27 protein-coding genes and 1 tRNA gene are annotated in these 24,820 nt (G+C 63.9%); 16 read left to right on the top strand and 12 right to left on the bottom strand.

Translation table 11 applies throughout. The features are described from left to right. Positions 1 to 24: 24 nt before the first annotated feature. From KPL76_RS00245 to KPL76_RS00230, 4 genes are all read left to right on the top strand, one after another. Positions 25 to 930, top strand: a complete 906-nt coding sequence (locus tag KPL76_RS00245; RefSeq protein ID WP_216334390.1) for a formylglycine-generating enzyme family protein — start codon at positions 25 to 27, stop codon at positions 928 to 930. Between the two features lie 126 nt (positions 931 to 1,056). Then, complete coding sequence (locus KPL76_RS00240; RefSeq protein WP_216334389.1) at positions 1,057 to 1,386, top strand: antibiotic biosynthesis monooxygenase; 330 nt, start codon at positions 1,057 to 1,059, stop codon at positions 1,384 to 1,386. A gap of 217 nt (positions 1,387 to 1,603) precedes the next feature. Continuing rightward, entirely contained in the window at positions 1,604 to 1,972 is a 369-nt protein-coding gene (locus tag KPL76_RS00235; protein ID WP_216334388.1) for a DUF2750 domain-containing protein, read from the top strand. Positions 1,973 to 2,030: 58 nt separating this feature from the next. Further along, complete coding sequence (locus tag KPL76_RS00230) at positions 2,031 to 2,357, top strand: hypothetical protein (protein ID WP_216334387.1); 327 nt, start codon at positions 2,031 to 2,033, stop codon at positions 2,355 to 2,357. Between the two features lie 25 nt (positions 2,358 to 2,382). Here the strand turns inward: KPL76_RS00230 and KPL76_RS00225 are convergent, their stop codons facing one another. The 3 genes from KPL76_RS00225 to msrB form a co-directional block, all read right to left on the bottom strand. Next, positions 2,383 to 2,898, bottom strand: coding sequence for a GNAT family N-acetyltransferase (locus KPL76_RS00225; protein ID WP_253202080.1), 516 nt, complete (start codon positions 2,896 to 2,898; stop codon positions 2,383 to 2,385). Continuing rightward, a complete protein-coding gene (locus tag KPL76_RS00220) occupies positions 2,895 to 3,446 on the bottom strand; it encodes a nitroreductase family protein (RefSeq protein ID WP_253202079.1) in 552 nt (183 codons plus the stop codon). Before KPL76_RS00220 ends, KPL76_RS00225 begins: the two co-directional genes overlap by 4 nt. Before the next feature lie 88 nt (positions 3,447 to 3,534). Next, the gene (gene msrB, locus KPL76_RS00215; RefSeq protein WP_216334386.1) at positions 3,535 to 3,939 is read right to left on the bottom strand and encodes a peptide-methionine (R)-S-oxide reductase MsrB; all 405 of its coding nucleotides are present in this window, start codon (positions 3,937 to 3,939) and stop codon (positions 3,535 to 3,537) included. 46 nt (positions 3,940 to 3,985) lie between these two features. Here msrB and KPL76_RS00210 point away from each other — a divergent pair, with 46 nt between their 5' ends. The 5 genes from KPL76_RS00210 to groL all read left to right on the top strand — a co-directional run bounded on the left by KPL76_RS00210 (position 3,986) and on the right by groL (position 7,555). After that, positions 3,986 to 4,453 carry a GNAT family N-acetyltransferase gene (locus tag KPL76_RS00210; RefSeq protein ID WP_253202078.1) on the top strand — a complete coding sequence of 156 codons (468 nt, stop codon included), beginning with the start codon at positions 3,986 to 3,988 and terminating at the stop codon, positions 4,451 to 4,453. 108 nt (positions 4,454 to 4,561) lie between these two features. Then, positions 4,562 to 4,819: a DUF3263 domain-containing protein gene (locus KPL76_RS00205; protein WP_216334385.1), complete on the top strand. Its 258-nt coding sequence runs from the start codon at positions 4,562 to 4,564 to the stop codon at positions 4,817 to 4,819. A 21-nt stretch (positions 4,820 to 4,840) separates the two neighbouring features. Continuing rightward, positions 4,841 to 5,389, top strand: a complete 549-nt coding sequence (locus KPL76_RS00200) for a LytR C-terminal domain-containing protein (protein ID WP_216334384.1) — start codon at positions 4,841 to 4,843, stop codon at positions 5,387 to 5,389. A gap of 160 nt (positions 5,390 to 5,549) precedes the next feature. Beyond that, positions 5,550 to 5,753 carry a cold-shock protein gene (locus KPL76_RS00195; RefSeq protein ID WP_104242705.1) on the top strand — a complete coding sequence of 68 codons (204 nt, stop codon included), beginning with the start codon at positions 5,550 to 5,552 and terminating at the stop codon, positions 5,751 to 5,753. Positions 5,754 to 5,935: 182 nt separating this feature from the next. Further along, positions 5,936 to 7,555 carry a chaperonin GroEL gene (groL, locus tag KPL76_RS00190; RefSeq protein WP_205107518.1) on the top strand — a complete coding sequence of 540 codons (1,620 nt, stop codon included), beginning with the start codon at positions 5,936 to 5,938 and terminating at the stop codon, positions 7,553 to 7,555. Positions 7,556 to 8,108: 553 nt separating this feature from the next. Here the strand turns inward: groL and KPL76_RS00185 are convergent. The 6 genes from KPL76_RS00185 to KPL76_RS00165 form a co-directional block, all read right to left on the bottom strand. Continuing rightward, a complete protein-coding gene (locus tag KPL76_RS00185) occupies positions 8,109 to 9,890 on the bottom strand; it encodes a HAMP domain-containing sensor histidine kinase (RefSeq protein WP_216334383.1) in 1,782 nt (593 codons plus the stop codon). Positions 9,891 to 9,904: 14 nt separating this feature from the next. Continuing rightward, complete coding sequence (locus tag KPL76_RS14840; RefSeq protein ID WP_256438715.1) at positions 9,905 to 10,030, bottom strand: hypothetical protein; 126 nt, start codon at positions 10,028 to 10,030, stop codon at positions 9,905 to 9,907. 4 nt (positions 10,031 to 10,034) lie between these two features. Next, the gene (locus tag KPL76_RS00180) at positions 10,035 to 10,724 is read right to left on the bottom strand and encodes a response regulator transcription factor (RefSeq protein WP_136643233.1); all 690 of its coding nucleotides are present in this window, start codon (positions 10,722 to 10,724) and stop codon (positions 10,035 to 10,037) included. Between the two features lie 106 nt (positions 10,725 to 10,830). Next, positions 10,831 to 12,471, bottom strand: a complete 1,641-nt coding sequence (locus KPL76_RS00175) for a DNA repair helicase XPB (RefSeq protein ID WP_216334381.1) — start codon at positions 12,469 to 12,471, stop codon at positions 10,831 to 10,833. A gap of 71 nt (positions 12,472 to 12,542) precedes the next feature. Then, positions 12,543 to 14,336 carry a helicase-associated domain-containing protein gene (locus tag KPL76_RS00170; RefSeq protein WP_216334379.1) on the bottom strand — a complete coding sequence of 598 codons (1,794 nt, stop codon included), beginning with the start codon at positions 14,334 to 14,336 and terminating at the stop codon, positions 12,543 to 12,545. Next, complete coding sequence (locus KPL76_RS00165; RefSeq protein ID WP_216334377.1) at positions 14,333 to 14,581, bottom strand: hypothetical protein; 249 nt, start codon at positions 14,579 to 14,581, stop codon at positions 14,333 to 14,335. The genes KPL76_RS00170 and KPL76_RS00165 overlap by 4 nt, the downstream gene beginning before the upstream one ends. 91 nt (positions 14,582 to 14,672) lie before the next feature. Here KPL76_RS00165 and KPL76_RS00160 point away from each other — a divergent pair, with 91 nt between their 5' ends. Further along, the gene (locus tag KPL76_RS00160; RefSeq protein ID WP_205107530.1) at positions 14,673 to 15,053 is read left to right on the top strand and encodes a cold-shock protein; all 381 of its coding nucleotides are present in this window, start codon (positions 14,673 to 14,675) and stop codon (positions 15,051 to 15,053) included. A gap of 3 nt (positions 15,054 to 15,056) precedes the next feature. After that, positions 15,057 to 16,067 carry a DUF3027 domain-containing protein gene (locus tag KPL76_RS00155; protein ID WP_216334375.1) on the top strand — a complete coding sequence of 337 codons (1,011 nt, stop codon included), beginning with the start codon at positions 15,057 to 15,059 and terminating at the stop codon, positions 16,065 to 16,067. A gap of 134 nt (positions 16,068 to 16,201) precedes the next feature. On the opposite strand, the gene serC is transcribed toward KPL76_RS00155, so the two are convergent. Beyond that, positions 16,202 to 17,314 carry a phosphoserine transaminase gene (gene serC / locus KPL76_RS00150; RefSeq protein ID WP_216334373.1) on the bottom strand — a complete coding sequence of 371 codons (1,113 nt, stop codon included), beginning with the start codon at positions 17,312 to 17,314 and terminating at the stop codon, positions 16,202 to 16,204. Positions 17,315 to 17,403: 89 nt separating this feature from the next. Here serC and KPL76_RS00145 point away from each other — a divergent pair, with 89 nt between their 5' ends. The 4 genes from KPL76_RS00145 (at position 17,404) to KPL76_RS00130 (ending at position 21,489) form a co-directional block, all read left to right on the top strand. After that, a complete protein-coding gene (locus tag KPL76_RS00145; protein WP_216334372.1) occupies positions 17,404 to 18,096 on the top strand; it encodes a metal-dependent transcriptional regulator in 693 nt (230 codons plus the stop codon). 220 nt (positions 18,097 to 18,316) lie between these two features. Beyond that, positions 18,317 to 19,384 (top strand): C40 family peptidase, encoded by a 1,068-nt coding sequence (locus tag KPL76_RS00140; RefSeq protein ID WP_216334370.1) that lies wholly within the window; start codon positions 18,317 to 18,319, stop codon positions 19,382 to 19,384. Positions 19,385 to 19,414: 30 nt separating this feature from the next. Beyond that, positions 19,415 to 20,581, top strand: a complete 1,167-nt coding sequence (locus KPL76_RS00135) for a hypothetical protein (RefSeq protein WP_216334368.1) — start codon at positions 19,415 to 19,417, stop codon at positions 20,579 to 20,581. A 410-nt stretch (positions 20,582 to 20,991) separates the two neighbouring features. Next, positions 20,992 to 21,489 carry an HNH endonuclease gene (locus KPL76_RS00130; RefSeq protein WP_205107540.1) on the top strand — a complete coding sequence of 166 codons (498 nt, stop codon included), beginning with the start codon at positions 20,992 to 20,994 and terminating at the stop codon, positions 21,487 to 21,489. A gap of 28 nt (positions 21,490 to 21,517) precedes the next feature. On the opposite strand, the gene KPL76_RS00125 is transcribed toward KPL76_RS00130, so the two are convergent. Beyond that, positions 21,518 to 22,837: an NlpC/P60 family protein gene (locus KPL76_RS00125; RefSeq protein WP_216334366.1), complete on the bottom strand. Its 1,320-nt coding sequence runs from the start codon at positions 22,835 to 22,837 to the stop codon at positions 21,518 to 21,520. 254 nt (positions 22,838 to 23,091) lie between these two features. Continuing rightward, entirely contained in the window at positions 23,092 to 24,447 is a 1,356-nt protein-coding gene (locus KPL76_RS00120; protein WP_216334358.1) for a hypothetical protein, read from the bottom strand. Between the two features lie 186 nt (positions 24,448 to 24,633). Between KPL76_RS00120 and KPL76_RS00115 the strand changes: the two genes are divergently transcribed. Further along, positions 24,634 to 24,708: transfer RNA gene (locus KPL76_RS00115), tRNA-Arg, on the top strand. Positions 24,709 to 24,820 lie beyond the last annotated feature (112 nt).

Genomic DNA, 24,820 nt, shown 5'->3' with positions numbered 1-24,820 from the left:
GCGACGCCACCGTTGTCCGATGCAATGGTGCTCGTTCCCGGAGGAAGCTTCCGCATGGGTTCGGATGACCACTACGCAGAGGAGGCGCCCGCCCACCTGGTGACGGTCAGCGACATCTTCATCGACCGTCATCAGGTCACAAACGCCGAATTCGCGGCCTTCGTGGCAGCAACCGGGTACATTACCGTGGCAGAACGCCCTCTTGACCCCGCCGACTATCCCGGTGCGCCGATCGAGAATCTGGCGCCGGGCTCACTGGTCTTCACCGGCACCAGTGGCCCTGTCGACCTGCGGGACCTCATGCAGTGGTGGGCGTGGACGCCGGGCGCGAGCTGGCGCACCCCGCGCGGCCCCGGTTCGACGATCGACGAAGTGCTCGATCATCCGGTCGTTCAGGTGGCGCACGAGGATGCTGCGGCCTTCGCAGCCTGGGCCGGCAAAGACCTGCCGACCGAGGCCGAATGGGAGCACGCCGCGCGCGGCGGCCTCGACGGCTCGACGTTCACCTGGGGCAACGAGCCAGAGGGCGCCGACCTGAAGCGCGCGAACTACTGGCATGGGCAGTTCCCCTGGCGGGCGGAGTCGGGCTACGGGTCGACCATGCCGGTGGGCTCGTTCCCCGCGAACGGGTTCGGGCTCTTCGACACGGCGGGCAACGTGTGGGAGTGGACGAACGATTGGTACGCGCAGGGTCACGCCGCCGAGCCGGTCGACGCCTGCTGCGCTCCGATCGACCCGCGTGGCGCCGAGGAGGAGGCCAGTTTCGACCCGATGCAGCCCCAATTCCGCATTCCGCGGAGGGTTGTCAAGGGTGGTTCGTTCCTCTGCGCCGACACCTATTGCCTGCGCTACCGCCCGGCCGCCCGTCGCCCCCAGCCGGTCGACACCGGCATGAGCCACATCGGCTTTCGCTGCGTTCGCCGCCCCTGACCCAAGGCTCGCATCCGGGAGATCCGGATGCCGCCCAGCCAGTGTTCTGAGGGCCTGCGTTCAGCCCGTCGTGGCACGATGGGAACCGCGCGCCGATGCGTGCGCCCCAGACAGAAGGACTCTCCCGTGACTGTAATCAAAATCAACGCCATCACCGTGCAAGCCGACAGTGGCGACGAACTCGCCCAGCGCTTCGCTGCTCGCGCCGGAGCCGTTGACGGCCAGGCGGGTTTCGAGGGCTTCGAACTCCTGAAGCCTGTGGATGATCGCCACACCTGGCTCGTCGTCACCCGGTGGTCCGACGAGGAGTCGTTCCAGGCCTGGGTGAGTTCACCCGCATTCGGACACGGTCATCGCAGCGAAGCCGAGCGCTCAGGGCAGCCGGCTCCTGCTCACGTGGGTGTCAGCAGCGAACTGTGGTCGTACGTCGTTGCCGGCGGGTCAGGCGCCAACTAGCACCAGCACCGGCACCCCCCGGACCGGGACTTAAGACCCTATTTCTCGCAAATGAATTCGGAGACCGTTTTCTAGGTGAGAAGATGAGTCTAGGAGGGGTCCTGTGATAGATGGTTCGAGTGTCGCCCAGAGTTTGCCGGCGCGGCACCTCGCACTTGTGACTCGCGGGCACAGCGCCGGGCGCCCTGCTACCGCTGGGTTCCCTGACTCAGGCGTCATGCGCCCCGCCTACCAGATCAACCCGATCTGCGCGCAGTTCGCCGAGCGGGTGAGATCCTCCGGAACGGTCTGGTTGCTTCACGACGATGCCGGAGTTCTCGTCTCGGCGCTCGGGGGCGAGCGGGCTGTCCCGTTCTGGTCGTCGAGGGCGCTCGCGGAGAAGGCCGCCGAAAGCGATCTGTTCGCCCGAAGCCTGTTGCCTGTAGACGTCTCGCTCGACGACTGGATTTCGAAGTGGCTCGTCAAGCTCGAATCCCAGGGTGCCGTCGTCGGTCTGGAATGGCTGTCGACCCACACGAACGGGCTGAACTACCACCCGGCAGCAGTCAAGCATTTCGCGACCCAGCAGGCCGTGGGCCTCGTCTGATGGCACACACCAGCCCGCCTTGCAGGGTTTTGCCAGCGCGTCGGCTTAGTCTCGTGCTGTGAACGCCACCGCCGCTACGACGATCGACGCAACACAGCCCCACTCTGTCTACGCCGCCACACCGTGGAGCGCGGACGTCTGGTTCCTGGCCCATGACGGTCGTTGCATCGGGTGGATCCGGCGCTACTTCGAAGGTGACTACGAGTTCTTCGGCGTTTACACCTATGGCTGCGACCGGCAGGGCCTTCGTGTCTGGGTTGCCTCCGAGAGGTCGCTGACGGGTGCCGCCGCATATATGGCGGCGCATGTCACAGAACTTCTCGACAGGTCCCGGTCGCTCGGCCCCGACCCAGTGAATCCCCTCGGGTTGCACGAACGCCGCTGAACGCACAGGCGTGGCCCGCTCAACGTCAACCTGCTGAAACGGCGGGCGGTAGGAGCGGGAGTTCGTAGTGGCGATACGTCGAGTCAGGCATCCAGCCATCGGCCTCGTAGAGCGCCTGCGCCGCGGTATTGCTCCATGCGGTGGAGAGCTCGAGCCGGCTCGCGCCTGCCGCCCGGCCGTGCTGCTCTGCTGCAGCCAGAAGTGAGCGGGCCACCCCGAGTCGACGAGCTGACGGGTCGACGAAGAGATCGTAGAGCACGAAGATACGCGAGAGGTCGAGCGAGCAGAACGAGGGGTAGAGCTGACTGAATCCGACCGGTAAGCCCGCATTCATTGCGAGTAGAACCACGGATTCGTCGCCCCGCATTCGAGCCTCGAGGTAGGCGCGCGCGGCTTCGAGGTCTGCGGGATGCCCGTAGAACTGCCGATACGCGTCGAAGAGGACTGCCAGCGCATCGAGCTCGGCGAGGGTGCCCCTGACGACACTCACGACCTCGGTGCCGGAATCAGGCAGAACGTGTTCATGCTCGTCGGCATTCACGGGAGCACCGTCACATGATCGGCGACGTCGATGAGAGTGCGACGAACGCCCCGGGGGCCGACGGGCCTCTCGCCGACGTAGAGCCAGCCGAGGAGCACTTCATTCGCCCGCAGTTCGTGCACGCGCCGCACCGGTTCAGAGCGGGTGAATGGGCCGGTCCGCCAGATGACTCCCCACCCTGCCTCGTCGAGCAGCAGCGAGAGCGCGTGCGAGACGCCGGCGGCCACAGCGTCCTGCTCCCAGGTCGTGACCTTCTCGCTTGACTTGTGTGCCGCGACAATGGCGATCAGCAGGGGCGCGCGCTCGGCCTTGGAGACGAATCCTGCCCGCTCGGCGTCACTGTCAGCCCCTGCTGCTTCTGCGAGTGCGCTGCCGACGCGGGCCCGGGCGCTGCCCCGGACTTCGATGAGTCGCCACGGGCGAAGCGAACCGTGGTCGGCGACAGCCCCTGCAGCCTCGACGAGGCGCAGTATTTCGTCGTGGTCAGGGGCTGATGCTCCGACCCGTGAGGAGGAGCGTCGCTGCTGCATGCTGGTGAAAGCCGACATCAACGCGCTCCTCTCATGGTCGGGGTAGCTGAATGCAGTTGCGTTCGATCGCGGTGCACCTGCGCGCGCCCGCGAATCCCTGTCGGTCTCAGGCCGACTCGTCGAATGACAGCGAAACCGAATTCATGCAGAACCGGTCTCCCGTCGGTGTCTGGGGTGCGTCGTCGAAGAGGTGGCCGAGGTGCGACCCGCAATTGGAGCACCGCACCTCCGTGCGCAGCATTCCGAGGCTCCGGTCTTCGATCAGTTCGACCGCGTCAGATTCCTTCGGCGCATAGAAACTGGGCCAACCGCAGTGCGAGTCGAACTTCGTGTCGCTGCGAAACAGCTCCTGCCCGCACGCCTTACAGCGGTAGACACCTTCACGCTTCTCGTCGAGCAACTCACCCGTCCACGGGCGCTCGGTTGCTGCCTGCCGCAGTACCGCAAATTCCTCGGCGCTGAGCTCGCTCTTCCACTCATCGGTGGTCTTCGATACTTCGTACTCTGTCATGGTGTCCTCTCCAAACGCCTTCCATCATCACAGTAAACTCGAGCGCGTGCCTGACCATTCCATCATCCAGAAGACATGGAGCGAGCTCACAACCGATGAGCTGTACGCCATCCTGCGGCTTCGAACCGACGTCTTCTACGTCGAACAGAAGGTCGACGAGTCCGAATTGGATGATCGGGACAGGGAACCCGCAACGAAGCACGTGTGGATCGCCGACGCCGACAGGGTCGTCGCCTACCTCCGAGTCATCGAAGACGCGACTCCCGAATACCTCGACGCCACGAGGCTGATCGGCCGTGTCGTGGTGGCGCCAGCCTTCCGCGGGAAAGGGCTCGCCCAGCGTCTGCTCAGCGAAGTGATCGGTCAATTCGGCCATGAGGCCCTGCTGCTCCACTCCCAGAGTTACATCGCACCGCTCTACGCAGGCTTCGGCTTCGAACGCTTCGGCGAAGACTACGACGAGGCAGGAATCGTGCACACGTCCATGTACCGGGCAGGCATCTCCGCTTCCTGACGCTGCTGGGCGACCGCTTGGCGTGTACACACCGGATGCCAAGCGGCCGCGCTCTAGAATGAGCCATCGCAGGCAGTAGCAGGAAGTCGAGAGAGGTGGCGCGCGGTTATGGAGTCGATCCTCAGTGACCGCGACCGTCGGGTTCTCGAATTCGAGCGAGTCTGGTGGCAGCACTCCGGCGCGAAGGAGCAGGCCGTCCGCGATGAGTTCGGACTCTCACCGACCCGCTACTACCAGATCGTCGCGGCCCTCACCGATTCCTCAGCCGCCCTGACTTTTGACCCCATGCTCATCAAACGACTCCAGCGAGTGAGAGACACCCGAATGGCAGCCCGGTCGGCTCGCCTGCTCTCGCCTGGCGAATAAGAACGGCAGCCCCACCCTTCCATGGCTTCAGAACCACGCGATTCGTTCGACCGAATTCCTGCAGACGGCCTCCGCAGGGGTGTGCACCGCGGACCCCGACCGAAGGGCCGCGGATGGGTGACTTTCGCCTGGGCCGCCCTGGCGACCGGGCTGCTCGTCGGTCTCGGAGTCGTCGGCCTCTATGTTGTGAACAACGGGATCCAGTTCACCAGCAGCGGAACCAGTGCGGGCAGCTCCTCGGCAGTCGCCACCGACGCACCCGTGCCCACCCCCACCGCGACGCCCACCGTCGACCCGAAACTGACGGTGACCATCCTGAACGGTGCCGGCGTCGAAGGACTCGCGACGCGAGCGGGCACGCGGGCGACGGCCGGTGGATGGTCGGTGGGCGCTGAAGCGAACGCGAGCGCCTCCGACGTGGCCACGTCGACGGTCTATTACGCGAAGGCAGAGAACGAGGGCGCGGCCAAGGGCCTTGCAGCAACGCTCGGCGGAATAGCAGTGGCGCAGTCTGACCAGTTTGCCGGCGCGGACCTCACCGCCGTTCTCGGCGCCGACTACGCCGAATAGCCCGGGTACCCCTTCCGTGAGGGTGCCGTATTTCGTGCGTGTTTAATTCTTGTTGAATTGTCGTCACGTGATCGTGATTTCGCCGAATGCACCGTTTTACTTGTGAAACGGATCATTTCGCCCGAAATGATGGTGAGTAACACAGCAACTGGGAGTAACAATGGCGAACGGAACCGTCAAGTGGTTCAACGCTGAAAAAGGCTACGGCTTTATCACGGTGGAGGGAGGCGGGCAGGATGTGTTCGTTCACTACTCCGCGATCGACATGGGGGGATACAAAGTTCTCGAAGAGGGCCAGCAGGTGATCTTCGAAGTGGGAACGGGCTCGAAGGGACCGCAGGCAGAGTCGGTACGCCTGGCGTAACCTCGCAATCTCACGTGATCGTTGGTTGAGTAGCGCAAAGCGCGTATCGAAACCGTCGTCCTTCTTGGGTGTCACTTGCACTCGGCCCTGTCGAGTGCCAGTATTGGTGTTAGCACTCGCACTACCTGAGTGCTAGACCTTTATGAATCTTTCATGACGCCCGGGAGGGACGAGAAACACACATGGCAAAGATTATTGCTTTCGACGAAGAGGCCAGACGCGGCCTCGAGCGTGGACTCAACATTTTGGCTGACGCCGTCAAGGTCACGCTTGGCCCGCGCGGTCGCAACGTCGTCCTCGAGAAGAAGTGGGGTGCGCCCACCATCACGAACGATGGTGTGTCCATCGCCAAAGAGATCGAACTCGACGACCCCTACGAGAAGATCGGCGCCGAGCTGGTCAAAGAGGTCGCGAAGAAGACTGACGACGTCGCCGGCGACGGAACGACGACCGCTACGGTTCTCGCCCAGGCGCTGGTTCGCGAAGGCCTGCGCAACGTCGCAGCCGGTGCAGACCCGATCAGCCTGAAGAAGGGCATCGAGAAGGCTGTTGCAGCCGTCATCGCCGAGCTCGTGAAGAACGCCAAAGAGATCGAGACCAAGGAAGAGATCGCCGCAACCGCATCGATCTCTGCTGGTGACACCGAGATCGGCGCACTGATCGCTGAGGCGATCGACAAGGTCGGTAAAGAGGGTGTTGTCACCGTCGAGGAGTCGAACACGTTCGGCACCGAGCTCGAGCTGACTGAGGGCATGCGCTTCGACAAGGGTTACCTGTCGCAGTACTTCGTCACCGACCCTGACCGCCAGGAAGCCGTCTTCGAAGACCCCTACATCCTGATCGTCAACTCGAAGGTCTCGCAGATCAAAGACCTGCTGCCGATCGTCGACAAGGTCATCCAGGCCAACAAGCAGCTTCTCATCATTGCTGAGGACGTCGATGGCGAAGCACTCGCCACGCTCGTCGTCAACAAGATCCGCGGCATCTTCAAGTCGGTTGCCGTCAAGGCTCCGGGCTTCGGTGACCGTCGCAAGGCGCAGCTGCAGGACATCGCCATTCTCACCGGTGGACAGGTCATCTCAGAAGAGGTCGGCCTCAAGCTCGAGAACGTCACGCTCGACCTCCTGGGCCGCGCACGCAAGGTCGTCATCACCAAAGATGAGACCACCATCGTCGAAGGTGCCGGCGACGCCGAGCTCATCGCCGGTCGCGTGCAGCAGATCCGCAACGAGATCGAGAACACTGACAGCGACTACGACCGTGAGAAGCTCCAGGAGCGTCTCGCGAAGCTCGCTGGTGGCGTTGCGGTCATCAAGGCCGGAGCAGCGACCGAGGTCGAGCTCAAGGAGCGCAAGCACCGCATCGAAGATGCAGTGCGCAACGCCAAGGCTGCCGTCGAAGAGGGCATCGTCGCCGGTGGTGGCGTCGCTCTCATCCAGGCTGGCAAGACCGCATTCGAGAAGCTCACGCTGACCGGTGACGAAGCGACCGGCGCGAACATCGTGAAGGTTGCGATCGACGCTCCGCTCAAGCAGATCGCTGTCAACGCAGGCCTCGAGCCCGGTGTTGTCGCCGAGAAGGTGCGCAACCTTCCCGTCGGATGGGGCCTCAACGCCGCAACCGGTGAGTACGTCGACATGTTGGCTGCCGGAATCAACGACCCGGTGAAGGTGACGCGCTCTGCCCTGCAGAACGCTGCATCCATCGCGGGTCTGTTCCTCACCACAGAGGTTGTCGTCGCTGACAAGCCTGAGCGTCACCCCGCTCCGGTCGGCGACCCCAGCGGTGGCATGGACTTCTGATCTAGCTGCAAAAAAGCGGGTCTGCCCTTCGGGGCAGGCCCGCTTTTTCTATGCGCCGCCGCCCCTGCGGCGCATGCCGGGAGGACTTTGCGGTTCCGTCGTTGTTTCCCCGGGCCGCAAAGTAAGCGACGTACACGCCGCCGCTTCCTTTCGACCCCGTTGCTTGGCTGTGCGCCGCCGCCCCTGCGGCGCATGCCGGGAGAACTTTGCGGTTCCGTCGTTGTTTCCGCGGGGCCGCAAAGGAAGCGACGTACACGCCGCCGCTTCCTTTCGACCCCGTTGCTTGGCTGTGCGCCGCCGCCCCTGCGGCGCATGCCGGGAGGACTTTGCGGTTCCGTCGTTGTTTCCCGGGGCCGCAAAGTAAGCGACATACACGCCGCCGCTTCCCGCCGGCCTCGCCACGGTGCCGCTGCGTGCGCTTCGTCGCTTCCCGTCGGCCTCGGCCCGCAGCCTTCGTTGTGCGGCTGCCCTTCTCCTGCGTGGCTTCCGCGTCGGGCTTCAGCGCGCCGGGGCGATCTCGAAGCGGCGTCCGGTCACTCGGGTCGTGTTTCGCTCAGGCGGTAGCTGGGGCCGTGCCCGGAGCTGAGGAGGCAACGATCGGGGCCAGTGGGAGGGTGACGCGGAATGTCGCGCCGCCTCCCGTAGTCTCGACGGCCTCGACGGTGCCGTGGTGTGCAGCGATGATCGACGACACGATCGCGAGCCCGAGGCCACTGCCGCCCGTCTCGCGGGTGCGGGAGGAGTCCGCACGCCAGAACCGCTGGAAGATCTTCTCGCGGATCTGCGGCGGGATTCCCTCTCCGTGGTCGATGACGTCGAGGATGGCCACGCGCCGGGCCTCGTCGACCTGGATCGACACCTCGATGGGGCTGTCTGAGGGGGTGAACCGCAGAGCGTTGCCGATGAGATTCGCGACGACCTGGCGGATCTTGTTCTCGTCAGCCATGACGATCGGTGCGACACCGCCTCGGTCCTCGGAATCAATGCTCGACAACGCGACGTCAGCGGGCACCAGCTCCACGGGAGCTCCCGTTCTCGGGTCGACGGGAGCAACCACTCCTGTGCGAGGCCGACGCCTGAGTCGTGCGAGGGTCGCGCCCGCGAATCCGATCGGCCCGGTCAGGTTGCTGGCCTTCTCGTCGGCGCCCGAGAGCGGGTTCTGACCAGCGACTGCCGCATCACCCGTCATTCCGACCGGCGGGTTCGTAGCGGAGTCGACGGCCGGTACGAAGCTGACAGGCTGCGACGACCGGGGCAGGATGATCGACACGACACGTTCGGGGCTGGAGGCCCGGGCATCCAATGCGGCATCGACAGCGATCGGTACCAGGTCGATGCGCTCGAGGTTCATCGGCCGGGTCTCGTCGAGGCGGGCGAGTTCGAGAAGGTCTTCGACGAGCGCGCCCATGCGGATCGCTTCTTTCTCGATGCGGTCCATGGCTTTGGCGACCTCTTCGGGGGTCTGGAGCGCACCCATGCGGTAGAGCTCGGCGTAACCCCGCACAGACACCAGGGGAGTGCGAAGTTCATGGCTGGCATCGCCGACGAAGCGCCTCATCTGGTCGATGGTCTTCGCCCGGTCGGTGAAGGCCGTGTCGATCCGGCTCAGCATGGTGTTGAGTGAACGGTTGAGTCGGCCGACTTCGGTGTTCGGGGTGTCACCGGCCATGCGCTGGCTGAAGTCCCCGTTGGCGATTTCAGCGGCCGTCTTCTCGACGGCGCGCAGGGGAGTGAAAGTGCTGCTGACCAGGAGCCGGGTGAGCATGGCGCCGAGCACCACGACGCCGACCCCGAAGGCGAGGAAGATCGAAAGGTATGTAGTGGTGACACTGTCGGTCTTCTCGAGCGACGAAGCGATGACCAGGGTGCCGTAGCTGCCGTCCTGCAGGCCCACGGTGCGCACGGCAGCGTGCCACTCGGTCTTACCACCCGTGGAGGAGAGGATGAAGACGGGGGACTGTGCCTGGGCATCGAGCGACGGAGTGGTGGGCAGCCCGGTGACTGACGGTTCTTCTGACGCGGGCTGCGAGCCCCAGTTGTTCACGGTGACAGAGCCGTTCGGCCCGATCAGGGCTACGTAGTACTCCTTCGGAGCTGACTCGACGTCATCGAGTTTGAACAGCAGGGCGCTTGCCCCAGAGCCGAGGAACGGCGAGATGTCGGTGTAGGCGCCGCGTAACTGCGAATCGACCTGGTTCAGGAGGTACGACCTCAGCACCGTCATCGTTCCGATTCCCGCGATGATGAGCCCGAACGTCAGCATCAGCACTGTCACACCGGTTATCTTGGTGCGCAGTGAAATCGAGTTCCAGAACGTGGAGGGAGAGACGGCCATGAGTGCCTAACAGATTACGCTGTGGTCGCTGTGGAGATGATGTGCCCCGCCTGGCCTGTCACCGTCGCGGTGTGCGATTCACTTGGCAGGAAGGCAGTGCCGGAGGTCATCACGAACCCGGCGCCCAGCGGGCGCGGCACCTATTCAGACCTTGCTGACCTTCAGCATGTACCCGAAGCCCCGCTTGGTCTGGATCAACGACTCTTCGGAGTACTGGTCGAGCTTGCGGCGCAGGTAGGAGATGTATGACTCCACGATGCCGGCGTCGCCGTTGAAGTCGTATTCCCACACGTGGTCGAGAATCTGGGCCTTCGAAAGCACCCGGTTGGGGTTCAGCATGAGGTAGCGCAGCAGCTTGAACTCCGTCGGGCTCAGCTCGATCGCCGTGTCTGCCACGAACACCTCGTGGGTGTCCTGGTCCATGGTGAGTTCACCGGCGCGGATGATCGCATCTTCGTCGGCCTGCATCGTACGACGCAGAATCGCCTTGATGCGGGCCACGATCTCGTCGAGACTGAACGGTTTGGTGACGTAGTCGTCGCCGCCGACGGTGAGGCCGGTGATCTTGTCTTCGGTGTCGTCTTTGGCGGTGAGAAAGAGAATGGGCGCGGTGTACCCGGCGGCACGCAGTCGCTTGGTGACACCGAAACCGTTCATGTCGGGCAGCATGACGTCGAGAATGATCAGGTCCGGCTCTTCTTCGAGCACGGCGGAGATGGTCTGGGCTCCGTTGCTGACGGCTCGAACCGCAAAGCCGGCGAAGCGCAGGCTGGTGGTGAGCAGGTCGCGGATGTTCGGCTCGTCGTCGACGATGAGAATGCGTGGTCCGGTCATGCCTCTATTATCTGCAGGTACGCTGAATGCTTCCTGAGAGTTAGATCAAGGCGAATTGCGCCTACTGGCCGCGCCACTGCTGAAGGTTCGCGGTGGAACGCTGTGGTTACGCGGCCAGGGACTGGGCATCCAGAATCGTGTAGCTGTAGCCCTGCTCGGCGAGAAAACGCTGCCGGTTCTGGGCGAAATCCTGGTCGACGGTGTCGCGGGCCACCAGCGTGTAGAAGTTCGCAGAAAGACCTGACTCCTTCGGGCGGAGCAGGCGACCGAGACGCTGGGCCTCCTCCTGCCGGGAACCGAACGAACCGGAGACCTGAATCGCCACGGTGGCCTCGGGCAGATCGACGGAGAAGTTGGCGACCTTGCTGACGACAAGAATGGGCTCGTCGCCGTCTCTGAAGGCCTGGTACAGGCGCTCCCTTTCGACAATGGGTGTCGAGCCGGTGAGCTCGGGCACGCCCAGCTCGGCGGCGAGCGTGTCGAGCTGGTCGAGGTACTGGCCGATGACGAGAATGCGCTCGCCGTGGTGTTTCGCAACGAGCTGCTTCACGACGTCGAGTTTGGCGGGTGCTGTCGCAGCGAGCCGGTAGCGCTCATCGTCGGAGGCGGCGGCGTAGATGAGCCGGTCGGTCTGGGGCAGGTCGATGCGGACCTCGAAGCATTCGGCCGGCGAGATGAACCCCTGCGCCTCGATCTCCTTCCAGGGGGCGTCGAAGCGTTTCGGCCCGATCAGGCTGAACACATCGCCTTCCCGGCCGTCTTCGCGCACCAGGGTGGCCGTGAGGCCGAGCCGACGTCGGGCCTGCAGCTCGGCTGTGAGCTTGAAGACGGGTGCGGGCAGCAGATGCACCTCGTCGTAGACGACCAGCCCCCAGTCAAGGGCGTCGAGGAGCTCCAGGTGCGCGTAGGCGCCCTTCCTCTTGGCTGTGAGGATCTGGTAGGTCGCGATGGTCACGGGCTTGACCTCCTTGACCTGGCCGGAGTACTCGCCGATCTCGTCTTCGGTCAGCGAGGTGCGCTTGAGCAGTTCTGAACGCCACTGGCGGGCAGAGACCGTGTTCGTCACGAGGATGAGCGTGTTGGTCTTCGCGGTGGCCATTGCGCCGGCGCCGACCAACGTCTTGCCGGCGCCGCAGGGGAGTACCACGACGCCTGAACCGCGTTCGAAGAAGTTGTCGATGGCCTTCTGCTGGTAGTCGCGCAGGTGCCAGCCGTCTTCGGCAAGCGAGATCTCGTGCGGGGTACCCGGGGTGTATCCGGCGAAATCTTCTGCAGGCCACCCGAGCTTGGTGAGCTCCTGCTTCAGCTGCCCCCGGGCCCAGGGCTCGATCACGTAGGTGTCTGACGCCAGCTTCGATGGCAGCAGCGGCGAGATGCGCTTGCCCTTGACGATCTCAGCAAGCACTGCTTCATCGGTGGAGCGGAGGGTGAGCACGCCGTCGGACTGCCGCTCTATGACGAGGCGCCCGTAGCGTGCAACCGTCTCGGCGATGTCGATCGACACCGACTGGGGGATGGCGAACTTCGAGTAGCGCTCGAGCGTGCCGAGGATCTCTTCGGCGGTGTGGCCGGCGGCGCGGGCGTTCCAGAGACCGAGCCGGGTGATGCGATAGGTGTGGATGTGCTCGGGTGCCCGTTCGAGCTCGGCGAAGACGGCCAGCTCGTGGCGGGCGGTGTCGGCGTCGGGGTGGGCGACTTCGAGCAGAACGGTGCGATCGCTTTGAACGATCAGGGGGCCATCGGGCATAGCTGTCAAGTTTACAGCCCGCAATACCGAGCCGCCGGCGCGAGGGCGAGTGCAGCCTTCGGTGACCCCGGTCAGGCCACGGAGCTGACGACCTGCACCTGGGTGATGCTCGCCAGGGGGAGCGTGCGCTCGACACCGGCTTTCGGATCGGTTGCTCGCAGGCGACCACTACCCAGACTCGTAGGAACGACCAGGAAGCTCATCTCCGAACCGTTGGGCACCTTCACCGTGACCAGAACCGTCGACTTCGCCTTGACTGCGACGTCGAGTTGGCGCACCAGCCAGGCTTCGGCCGTATCAGTACCCGGCCGCACTCCGCTGCCTCTGAGGCGGTTGATGAGCTCGTCCACGGGTCGAGTGGTCACCTCAGCGCGCGCTGGTGCACTCGGAAACCGGGTGAGGGTGAAGGGCTCACCGGAGCCTGCTTCTGCGATGACCGGGTACCGGGCATCCACCAGCAGCCAGTACACCGTCTCGAGGCTGAACCGGCTCGTGAGTCGGCTGTCACCGGAGAAGACCAGCCCGAGCGAACTGAGGCTCTGGTCGACGGCGATGGTGTGCAGCAACTGCCCGTCGTCGGAGCGCACGTAGCTGCCCAGGTCGTCGAGCGAACCTGCCCGCAGCAGACCGTACCGGGCGCTCGACTCGGAGATCAGGTAGTCGAGAGGCTGGGGAATGCCGCTCGAAGAGATGCTCTGCAGAAAGCTCCGGATCCCCGCGGCGGTGTACCCCGCAGCAAGAGCCCTGGCGATCGAGCCAGACGAGATGCGATAGGTCGACGCGATCGACCGGCTCTCGACGTGGGCCATGGCACGAAGGGTGCGGTCGATCTCTGGCAGCAGTGGCCCGGGCGCGACCACGGTCAGGTCGTGTTGCAGGTAGACCGTCGAGACTTCTGCGGGCAGCAGGGGCGACAACGCTGCGGTCGCCTCTTCTTCTCCGTCTTGGAGCAGGGCGGCCCCTGCGGCACTTGCCAGCCCTAGGCCGGCAATGCCGAGGCGCTCCGCATCGATCGTGAACTCGTCGATCTGCTCCGCGAGCTCATCGCCACCTGCGGGGTACAGCCACCGGAGATACTCCGCCAGTGGTTCACCCCAGACGGAATCCAACCGAGACCGCAGAACGTCGACGATCTGCGGGGGCAGCGCGTCGAGCCAGGCCGAGGCGAGGGTGCCCCAGCGACGCGCGAGTGGTTGCAGCATCCATTCGCCTGCTGCGGCAGAGCCGAACCACGATGCACCCTCACGGTGGGTCAGGCCCGCGATCGTCGACACGCGGAGGATCGAATTCATTGCCTCTGGGGCAAGACCTGTTGCAGCGGCAAGCCTCTTCGCGTCTGGCACGGCGAGGCCGCCTTTGGCGAGTTCGCGGGCCGGAGCAGTCTGGAGGGCCGTCGCGAGTTCGGTGACGGCGACGGTCGTCTCGAAGGCACGCTCTGCAGCGATCTCGTCGGTCTTGGCGCCCGCTGCTTGTGAGGGAGGTGCCGCCGAGGCGGGTGCGACGCCAGAGACGAGTTCGTCGATGGAGGGCAGGCCCCGATCGGGCCATGCCAGGAGAACGCTGCGCACGCTGTCGTAGGGCTCGAAACGGCCGTCTTCTTCGACGAGCAGCATGAGGGAGAACGCGGCGCGGAGTGCTGGGGTCGCGGTTGTTGTGTCGACGGCGCCGGTTGCGATCTGGCCGAGTGTGTGGCGGTCGAGGTGAGTGAGCGCCTCGTGAACCGAATCGGGCGAAAGCAGCGCGTCGGCCAGATCGAAGAAGTCGCGGAGGTCGCGTTTGCTCAGGTGGCGCGCCGTCAGCAGAGTGATGAGGGCATCGTCGCTCTCCGTCTGCAGTCGGCCGGCCAGAGCGAGCGTGTCGCTCATCTGGAGCTACGAGCCTCGCGGGATCGGCGAACGGCGTTCATGATGACGAGGGCGATGATGAGCACGATGGTCACCGGAAAGCCGAACAGCGGAAAAACGAGAACAACCGGCACGAGCGTGAAGTGCGCAAACCCTGAGATGATGCCGAGGATCATGCAGATGATGGAGAGACCGGCGACACCGGCGATCATGTACGCGAGAGCGCGCTCACCCCGGTGAATCACGGGGGTATTTGGATTAGTCACCCCTCTAACAATACGGGCACCGCAGCAAGCTAATAGGCTTACCTCTGGCCGGAGCGCAATATTCCGGCAAAACACACGAGGAGATTCACACATGCCTACCGGCAAGGTTAAGTTCTACGACGAAGAGAAGGGCTTTGGCTTCATCAGCTCAGATGATGGCCAGGAAGTCTTTCTGCACGCGTCAGCCCTGCCCGCTGGGGCCACCGTCAAAGCGGGTACGAAGCTCGAATTCGGTATCGCTGATGGCAAGCGCGGGGTGCAGGCGCTCTCGGTGCGTGTTCTCGAAGCTCCGCCGAGCATGGTCAAGCTGAGCCGCAAGCCGGCCGATGACATGGCCGTCATTATCGAAGATCTCGTGAAGGTCCTTGATGGCATCGGCACCAACCTCAAGCGGGGTCGTTACCCCGATTCTGCCCACAGCCGCAAGATCGCGGCGCTGCTTCGCAAGGTCGCAGACGAGCTGGACGCCTAGGTCGTGTCTGACGGAACAGAGGCTACCGAACCCGACGGCATCGCCGCGCAGGACGAGCCCTCCGCGCTGATCCCAGCTACAGAATCACCGATTGTGGCAGATGCCGCAGCGGGCGATGAGTCAGCGGCATCTGGAGAAACTGCTGCCGATGACGGCTCCGCCGAAGGCGAAGACGCTGCTGTTGGCGAAGACTCAGATGATGACGAACCGGGTGCTGCCGACGAACCGGGCGTCGTCAGTGAGCCAGATGCAGTGCTGCTGGCCTCCGTCGACCTTGCGCGCGGTGCGCTCGCCGAGGTTACTCCCGCCGAATCCATCGGTGAATTCATCGGCCACCAGGTCGAGGGCGAGCACGTGCTCAGCCTGTTCTTCGCTTCACGGCTCGCGGGTTATCCCGATTGGCACTGGACGGCGACCTTGTCTCGCGTCGGCGACAACACTGAGCCGACCGTGCTCGAAGTCGAACTGTTGCCGGGCGAGACGTCGATCCTCTCGCCGGAATGGGTTCCGTGGGCCGACAGGTTGACGGCCGACGCAATCGTCGATGACTCGGAGAGCGAATTCGACGATGACGACGATGATGATGACGACCGCGACGACGACGAATCGGAATCTGACGACGTGAACGGTCAGGGTGAACCGGATGACGGCGATACCGATCGCGACGACGACGATGAAGACGACGACGATGAAGACGACGACGACGAAGACGACGACGATGAAGAAGACGACGACGACGGTATCGATGCGAGCGAGATCGCGGCACGTGCCCTGCGCAGGGATCGCGACGGAATCGACATCGACACCATCGCCGAAGAGGGGCTCGACATCGACGGACTCGACGACGGTGAGCTCGAAATGGGTCGACTCGTCGCCTCGCGCGAAGACACCGCTGAGCTGATCGAAGACAGCCTGGTCGGAGCTTTCGACGATTCGGGTGAAATCCGTGACGTCGAGACCGACCAGACCGACACTGGCGCCGACGACGACACCGAATTCGACCGCACGTACTGATTCAGGCGCGAAAACGAAGAAAGAGCCTTCCGAAAGCTGATTCGGGAGGCTCTTTCTTCGTTCAGATCCAGGTTCAGGCCGGCCCAGTGTTCGGGCAGGTCCAGAGTTCAGACGGGTTCAGGGTTCAGGCGAGTTCAGAGATTCTCGACCACGTACTCGATGCTGGCGATCAGGGCCCTCACATCGGCCGGATCGATTGCGACGAACGTTGCAACTCGCAGTTGGTTGCGACCGAGTTTGCGATACGGCTCCGTGTCGACGATGCCGTTCGCGCGCAGCACCTTCGCGACAGCAGCAGCGTCGATCGAATCGTCGAAGTCGATTGTGGCGACGACCTGCGAGCGGTGCTCGGGGTTGACGACGAACGGCGTCGCGTACGTCGACGCTGTCGCCCAGTCGTAGAGAGCAGAAGACGACTCGAGCGTGCGGGCCGATGCCCATGGCAGTCCGCCGTTCTCGTTGATCCAGCTCACCTGGTTGTCCATCAGCAGGAGGGTGCTGATGGCCGGAGTGTTGAGCGTCTGGTTGAGGCGTGAATTGTCGATGGCGTTCTTGATGCTCAGGAACTCGGGGATGTAGCGGCCTGAGGCCGCGATCCGCTCGACGCGCTCGATGGCAGCCGGGGAGAAGAGCCCGAACCACAGCCCGCCGTCCGACGCGAAGTTCTTCTGGGGTGCGAAGTAGTAGACATCTGTCTCGGTGATGTCGAAGTCGACTCCGCCGGCCGCGCTTGTCGCGTCGATGACCGTGAGTGCGCCTTCATCGCCGTCCACGCGTCTGATCGGTGCCATGACGCCGGTGCTGGTCTCGTTGTGCGGCCAGGCGTACACATCGACGCCTTCGACGACCTCCACCTCGCTGCGTGAGCCGGCTGCGGCCTTGATGACATGCGGGGCCGTGAGGAACGGTGCGGCGGCGGCGGTCGCGAACTTCGCACCGAACTCGCCGAAGGTCAGGTTCTCGCTGCGCTTGTCGATGAGGCCGAAGGCTGCGGCGTCCCAGAAGGCCGTCGAGCCGCCGTTGCCGACGACCACTTCGTAACCGTCGGGCATCGAGAAGAGAGATGTGAGCCCCGAACGAACGCTGCCCACGAGGTTCTTGACCGGTGCCTGGCGATGAGAGGTGCCGAGAATGGATGCCCCGCGAACCTGGAGGTCGGCAAGCTGTTCAGCGCGGATCTTCGACGGGCCGCAGCCGAATCGACCGTCGGCGGGCAGGAGTGAAGAGGGAATGGTCACGTCGGGCATGACCTGAAGTCTACCGATCGCAGGTGCTTCGGATTCAACCGTGACAGTAGGCTTGTACTCTGCGCGCCACGTAGAGCAAGGAGCGGCCGTTGGCAGACCTGATCGACACCACCGAGATGTACCTTCGCACGATTCTCGAGCTCGAAGAGGAGAACATCAATCCTCTGCGCGCCCGAATTTCAGAGCGCCTGGGCCACTCCGGGCCGACAGTGTCGCAGACTGTCGGGCGAATGGAACGCGACGGGCTCGTCGTGGTGTCGACCGACCGTCACCTGGAACTGACCGACGTCGGTCGGCGCAAGGCGATCCACGTCATGCGCAAACATCGCCTGGCCGAGAGGCTGCTGAGCGATGTGATCGGACTCGAATGGGAATTCGTGCACGAAGAAGCATGCCGCTGGGAGCATGTGATGAGCGAGCAGGTTGAGCGCCGGATTCTGGAGATGCTCGATCATCCGACCGAATCCCCCTACGGAAATCCGATCCCTGGCCTCGAAGAACTCGGCGACATTGAGGCCGTGCCGTTCACCAGGGGCGTGGTCAACATCGTGACGCTCGTCCACGGGGCAGTGGGCGCACAGACGAAGACGATCAAGAGGCTGGGCGAACCGGCACAGGTCGACCCTGAGCTGCTGTTGCAGCTGAAACAGTCGGGAGTCGTGCCAGGAAACCGTGCAGCGTTCTCTGCAGCTGGCTCCTATGTACTTGTAGAGGTCGAAGGATTTTCGCAAGGCCTCGAGTTGCCGAACGAAGTGGCGAGTCACATCTTCGTCGGAATCTGAACGGAAAGTCTTCGTTACCAATTTGTTGCAATTCGCCGTTTCGGGGTGACAAACGAAGGTGCCTCCCGTATCCTCGAACAAGTCCGAGGGCCGTGAGAACGGTCACACGACGCGATCAAGACACAGAAAACTAGCCGAGAGCGGTGCTCGTTTCCCGAGAGCAGCACCGTTGTGGCAAGGCGACATACCTAGATGCCGCATAGTGCCGGAGGAACATATTTTGACTTTTTCGAGCGACCAGCTTGGCTCAGACGAGCAGAAGAACAACCCGAGAAACCCTGAGTCAGGTACGAGCTCAGCCAGCCTTCCGCAGACCAGGCGCTCGCTTCGCGAAGCCGCTGCTGCCGAAACGAGCGGGCATCTCCGCGACGTGAAGTCCGCGTCAACCTTGACGACACGTGCTGCAGCTTCCACGCCGCTTGCAACGTCAGCGGTGGCAGCGTCAGCGGTAACCGCGTCGCCGTCGACTCTGCCCAGCTCATCACCGGCGGGCCCAGCAACGGCGCCTCGGTCGGCCCGATCGACCCAGCAGGTCGCGGCAGTGCAGACTCAGCAGAAGCGGCGTATCGGCAAGCCGACCAAACGCGGGATCATCAGCACCGTCGTCATGACCGCGGCTGCTGCGCTCGTCGCAACGATGGCGTTGCCTGCTTATGCCTTCAGCATGAACGGTGCATTCGACCCTTCGAGTGCCAAGACGGCGGCTCTCGCCTCCGGCCAGCAGACCCTCGAAGTCGATGCCACTGCCACTGACGCAGCTGTGAACCGTGACAACTACCAGGCACCCACCAAAGAAGATCTCCAGGCCGCCAAAGACGCTGCAGCTGCGGCTGCCGCCGCGGCTGCAGCGCAGGCAGCTGCACTCAAGGTCGCTGCTGTTTCGTCGACGACCAGCACTGCAGCGACAACGGCCTCTGGTGTTGCCTTCAACCCGCCGTCTGGCCCCTACAGTGGTGCTGCAGTTGTCGCTTACGCTATGCAGTTCGTCGGTGTTGTTCCCTACGGCTCCGGTGCCAGCCCCGACACGAGCTTTGGTTGCGACGGGCTCACCCAGTACGTCTTCAAGCAATTCGGCATCAACATTCCTCGCACAGTGAGCAACCAGGCCGCCGCAGGCACCCGCGTCTCTGCAGCGGATGCCCAGCCGGGCGACCTTATGATCTATTCGATCGGGCACGTCGGGATCTACGCCGGGAACGGCATGATGATCGACTCTCCCGACTGGGGTCGATTCGTCGAGTACCGCCCACAGTGGGGCAGTTACTACTATGTGCGACTGGGTATCTGAGCCATCCACCCTCACCCGTATAGTTGATCTGTGACTGAGGAATACGCAACGCGCCGCGAGCGGCGTGAGGCAGAGGCCGCGGCCGCTGCGCTGACCCAGTCACTGAGTACCACATCGCTTCCCGCCGTGGCCGCAGAACGCAGTCTTGATGCTGTCGTCGTACCCGTAGCACCTGTTGTGCCTGCCGCTCCGGTCGTATCCTCCGTGCCGGTTGCAACAGTCACACCTGTTGGGCTCACCATGCCGGTCGTGACTGTTGTGGCAACGCCGAAGGCCAAACCGACGACTCCGGTCGAATCGCAGAACAGGGCAGTGCCTGTGCGGCGCGCCAGCAGACGGCGTCTGCCCACGAAGCCCGCCGTCACCAAACGCTCGTTGGTCAGCGCGGTGGTCATGACGTTTGCAGCTGCGCTCATCGCGACAATGGCACTTCCTGCCTATGCCTTCACCACCAACGGCGCCTTCGACCCTCACGAAGACGCAACCTCCCTGACAGCCGGCCAGCAGAGCATGGCGAGCGGCGCAGGCACCTCTCTCATCATCAGCCGCGACAACTACCAGGCTCCGAGCCAGGCAGAACTCAAGGCGAAGAAAGCCGCAGAAGCTGCCGCCGCAGCCGCCAAACTTGCTGCGACCCTCCAGTTCTCTTCTACCGGTGCCGTCACGGCTTCGGCGTATCCGGCAGTGGTCTCTCCCGAGGTGCAGGCACTCGCCTCGTATCTCATGGCGGCTGTCGCTTCAGGCAAGCTCGTCGGTTCCCGGCCAGACCACATCAAGGAGATCGGGTACCTCGCGAGCGGCCAGGCCGTTCCGAACTGCGGCGTGGATTTCCGGGTTCTGCAGACGATCAAGGTAGCGGTCGACAACTTCGACAAGGTCGGTGTGAGTGACATCAACCGACTGTGCACCGGCCAGCTCGAGGGTGCGGGCACCATCTCGCCGCACTACCGGTCCGGCGGAGGCCACGCCGTGGATTTCTACATTCTCAACGGTCACTCACTCACTGGTGGGGACTCGGATTCGATGAAGCTGCTTCGGCTGCTCGACCCGCTTGTCCCGGCAAACACCAACGTGGGTCAGGCGGGGTGCCGGGCATCCGGTTCGGGTTTTGTCAACCTCTCGGAGTTCGCCGACTCGTGCAGCCACCTGCACGTCGACTTCATCAGTGCGCGCGGTGGGCAGCTGAGCGGGGTCTGAGCACCTTCTATTCGGGCAACGGCTGCGTTGCTTCGGTCAGAAGTTCGACGGGCCGTTCATGAACACGTGGTTACAGCTTGCCGACAGAACCCGCGATGTGTACGGCAGCGACCGAATTGTTTGTTAGCCTGTGCCAAAGATATTTTCTCGAGTCCACGGGAGAGTTCGTGAACGGTCAAGGCAGCATCCCAACCACGGGTGACCGCCTTCTTCGCGCGCGAATACTCACCTGCGTGCTTCAGCATCGGATACAAGCCACTGCCACCGTGCGTGTGGGTAAGGCGTTGTCATTGTGACAGCGCCTTTTTTTGTACCCGTTCGGCGCGCATCCTCACCCCGCAGACAGCGATGAACGATCTTCGCAACATCGAATGTCTGGCAGCCGGCCAGGCCTTTTCGAAAGGGAGAACATGCGAACGTTGGTACTGAACGCGGGCTATGAACCGCTGGGGGTCGTTTCATTTCGCCGGGCGCTGGTGCTCGTCATGAATGACAAGGCGCGAATCGTCGAGAGCGACGAAGACGCGCCGGTGTGGGCCGCGTCGGGTGCGTACGAGCGCCCCTCGGTCATCCTTCTCACGCGGTATGTGAAGATCCCGTCGTCACGGCAGGTTCCTGTGAGTCGCCGCGGAGTGCTTCGTCGCGACAACCAGCGCTGCGTCTACTGCGGCCAGGGCGCCACCACGGTCGACCACGTACAACCTCGCTCGCGCGGCGGCAAAGACACCTGGGAGAACCTGGTCGCCTGCTGCTTGCGCTGCAACAACATCAAGAGCGACAAGACGCCTGCAGAGATGGGCTGGTCGATGAACTCGCAGCCCAGAATGCCGCACCACGCCGGCTGGTTCGTGCGTGGCGTCGAACGAGCGCTACCCGAATGGGAGGGCTACCTGCAGTCAGCTGCGTGAGCTCGCGGTTGTTGCAGGATGCCCGTAGCTAGACGATACGGATGAAGAAGTAGCTGCCCCAGAGCCCGTGCGCGTGGGTGACGTACCGCCCCCAGTCGGGCGAGTGGATCACGCCGCCGTGCCCGTCGTAGATGCCGATGTGGGCGTTCGGCCACACGACCAGGTCGCCGGCTCGAACCTCGGAAGAGGAGACCCGGACCCCCATGGCGGTCTGGCGGCTCACCAGTCTCGGAAGTGAGATGCCGAAATGCCCGTAGACCCACTGGGTGAGGCCGTCGCAGCCGAAGCCGGCGCTGGGGGAGGCGCCTGCGCTGTAGGGAACGACGCCGACGTACTGTTCGGCATAGGCGACGACGGCATTGCCGTCGAATGGCTGGGTGGGGGCGTCAGTGACGGGCGCAGTCGAACCGCCGCCTGACGAGCCGCCGGATGAGCCGCCCGAACTGCCCGACGAGCCGCTCGAGCCGCCATTGTTCGAGCTGGGAGGGTTCTGCGCGGCCTGCGCCGCCTGCGCGGCAGCGGCAGCCTGGGCCGCGGCAGCTGCCGCCTGTTCGGCTTCGACCTTGCGCTGCTCCTCGGCGGCGACCCCGGCGTTGTAGTCCGCCTCGGTGGTGATCGCCCCGGTGGTGAGCGCGGCGAGCTGCACCGTCATCTCTGATTCGTGGTTGTACTGCTCGAGCAGGGTGGCTTTGACCTGCTGCTGGGCGGCGACGGCGTCTGCGAGAGAGGCCTGTGCAGCATCCGCCAGCGCAGTGAGGGCCCGCTCTGCGACGTCGGCCTGGTCGCTCAGGGACTGAGCAGAATTCGCGTCCTGGGTGGCCTGGCTGAAGATCTTCTTCGACGTCTCGCTGAGCTTGCTCATTGCGCCGAGCTGGTAGAGCAGGTTGTCGCTCTTGTCGCCGGAGACCAGCAGTTGCATCGACAGGTCGGTGCCGGCCGAGCGGGCGAACTGAGTGGTGAGTGCGGCCGCCTGCTTGCGTGAGGTCGCGGCCTTCGAGGCAGCATCCGCAGCCTGCAGCTTCAATTGGTCGGCCTTGATGGTTCCCGCAGCGAGAGCGTCTTGAGCCTGTTGGTTTTCTGACCAGCGCTGGTCGGCTACGGCCTGGGCGGCATCGACCTGCGTTTGGAGGCCGCTGATGAGGGATTGCAACTGTGCGATCTCCGCTTGTTTGGCGGCCTCACTGTCGCGAGCTGCGACGACGTCACTCCAGCTCGGGTAGTTCGTTGCGAATGCCGGGCTGCCGGCCGTCAGGCTGCTTGCAACGGCGAGTCCCGTCACCGCCAGACCGACGAGCAGAATCCGCCAGGGCGCCACGTTCTTCGCGGGCGGGGTGGCGGGTGACTTCATCGGGCCTCGAGTCTGGTAACAACTGTCACAGGAGTAACAGGAGTCACATTCGTAACTCCCATAACACCAACATCAGCGTTAACAGTAGCAACACACCGGCGTTTCGTGCATCCCGATATTTTCTTACAGACCGGTGAGCTGGCTGGTGGGCGCCGATCAGCGCGGGACAGCGCGCCGATTATCATGCCGGTTGATGGCCGAATCGAGCCGATCGCCGCGCGCGGTGTCAGAGCGGGCCCAACCGAACAATCCGGCTAGAAGTCGTCGACGTGCAGGTGGTCGCAGGTGTCGTAGAAGTCCGAGAAGTTGCGCAGCCCGATCTCTGAGCCAGCATTCACGCGGCAATTGCGCTGCCCGAGCCCCGAGCCGTAGGGCATGATCGGGTCCAGAGCCCGGATCAGGTTGATCGAAGCATTGTTCGATCCATTCAGGCCCGAACCGCCAACCGAGGTGAAGTCCACAGCGTGCCCGCCGCCGTTGCGGTAGTGGGCGGATGCGGTACCGGCGCCCTCGATCTGACCGGTACAGCGGCGGCTGATGTCGCTCACCCCGGCGCTGCCGAATGTTCGCACAGCGGTGACCATCGCTTGGAGGATGACCACGTCGATGCCGCAGTTCGCCACAGACTTGCCCTGCGCGATCCACGCGATCTCGAAGATGTGGTCGGGGTACGAACCGTGGAAGCGCCCCGCGCCCACATAGCCCATGAGTTCTTCGGCCAGGGCCTGTGCGTCACCAGAGACGGGGCCGACGCTCACGACTCCGCCGTTCGCGTAGGCGGCTGCGGCAGCAGCGGCGGCGGCAGCGGCAGCGGCGGCGGCGGCAGCGGCTGCAGCCGCAACCCCGGCCTGGTACTGCTCTTCGGTGGTCGCCACGTTCGACTGGAGAGAAGCCAACTGCGCTTGCAGTTCACCCTCGTGCGCCGTCTGCTCGTTGAGCGCAGCGATCATGTCGCGCTGGGCCTGCGCAGCCTGCTCGAGAGCAGCCTGGGCTGCCGCGGCGAGGCCGGCCAGGGCATCCTTCGCCACTGTGGCCTGCTCGCTGATGGACTGGGCTGTGTTCGCGTCTTGTTTGGCCTGGTTGTAGATGTTCGAGATGGTCTCGCTGAGTTTGCCCATGGAGCTGAGCTGTGAGAGCAGGTCGCTGGCCTGGGTGGCGTCGCTGCCGAGCAGGAGGCTGGTGATGTTGTTGCCGCCGCCCGAGCGCGCGAAGGTGGCGGCGATGAGGGCGGCCTGGCGACTGGAGGCGTCAGCTTTCGTCTTCCATGATGCAGCGCTGGCGGCGAGGGAGTCTGCCTTGCTCTGGCCCGCGCTGAGGGCGGCCTGGGCTTTGTCGTCTTCGTCGGTTCGCTGCGCCACGAGCGCCTGTGCCGCCAGGGCCTTCGCCTGGAGGTCGGCGATCAGCTTGGTGATCGCGTCGACCTCGGACTGTTTCGCTGACTCGCTTGCCCGAGCGGCCTGCACGTCGTTCCAACTCGGGTAGTCGGTTGCGTACGCAGCGGGAGCGCCGAGGACCGTGCTGACGGCGGTGAGCACTATGACCATCACTCCGACGGTTGTGTTTCGGAGTCGCGTGAGACGAGTGGGTCTTCTGCGGGATGGTGTCTTCATAGATCCTCTGGGCGCTCGGCACGCAGCATTACAGCCGCAACTCCAGTCACATGTCTAACATCCCCGTCGGCGAGAGGCGGGAGCATGCCGCGGCATTTCGTCAACCTGTGCGGATGCCCTGATGCCCGGTTGCACTCCAGCCGGATTCTCCACTCCGTGACGCTGGCCTGTAAACTCGTGCAGTCAGCCTCTGTAGCTCAATGGAAGAGCAAGTCCGTCCTAAGGATTAGGTTGGGGGTTCGAGTCCCTCCAGGGGCACCAATACCTTGCACGGCTTACTAGAAACACGTGCAAGTACAGAGGTCAAGACACCCAATGGGTGTCTTTTTCGCTTCTCATCGGTACTTCTTCTGTAACCGTCGTCGTGCTCTTC

The sequence above is a fragment of the Subtercola sp. PAMC28395 genome (assembly GCF_018889995.1).
In the GTDB taxonomy this organism is placed as follows: domain Bacteria; phylum Actinomycetota; class Actinomycetes; order Actinomycetales; family Microbacteriaceae; genus Subtercola.
The sequence above is the reverse complement of the archived record's forward strand: the minus strand, read 5'-3'. Positions and strand labels throughout refer to the sequence as shown.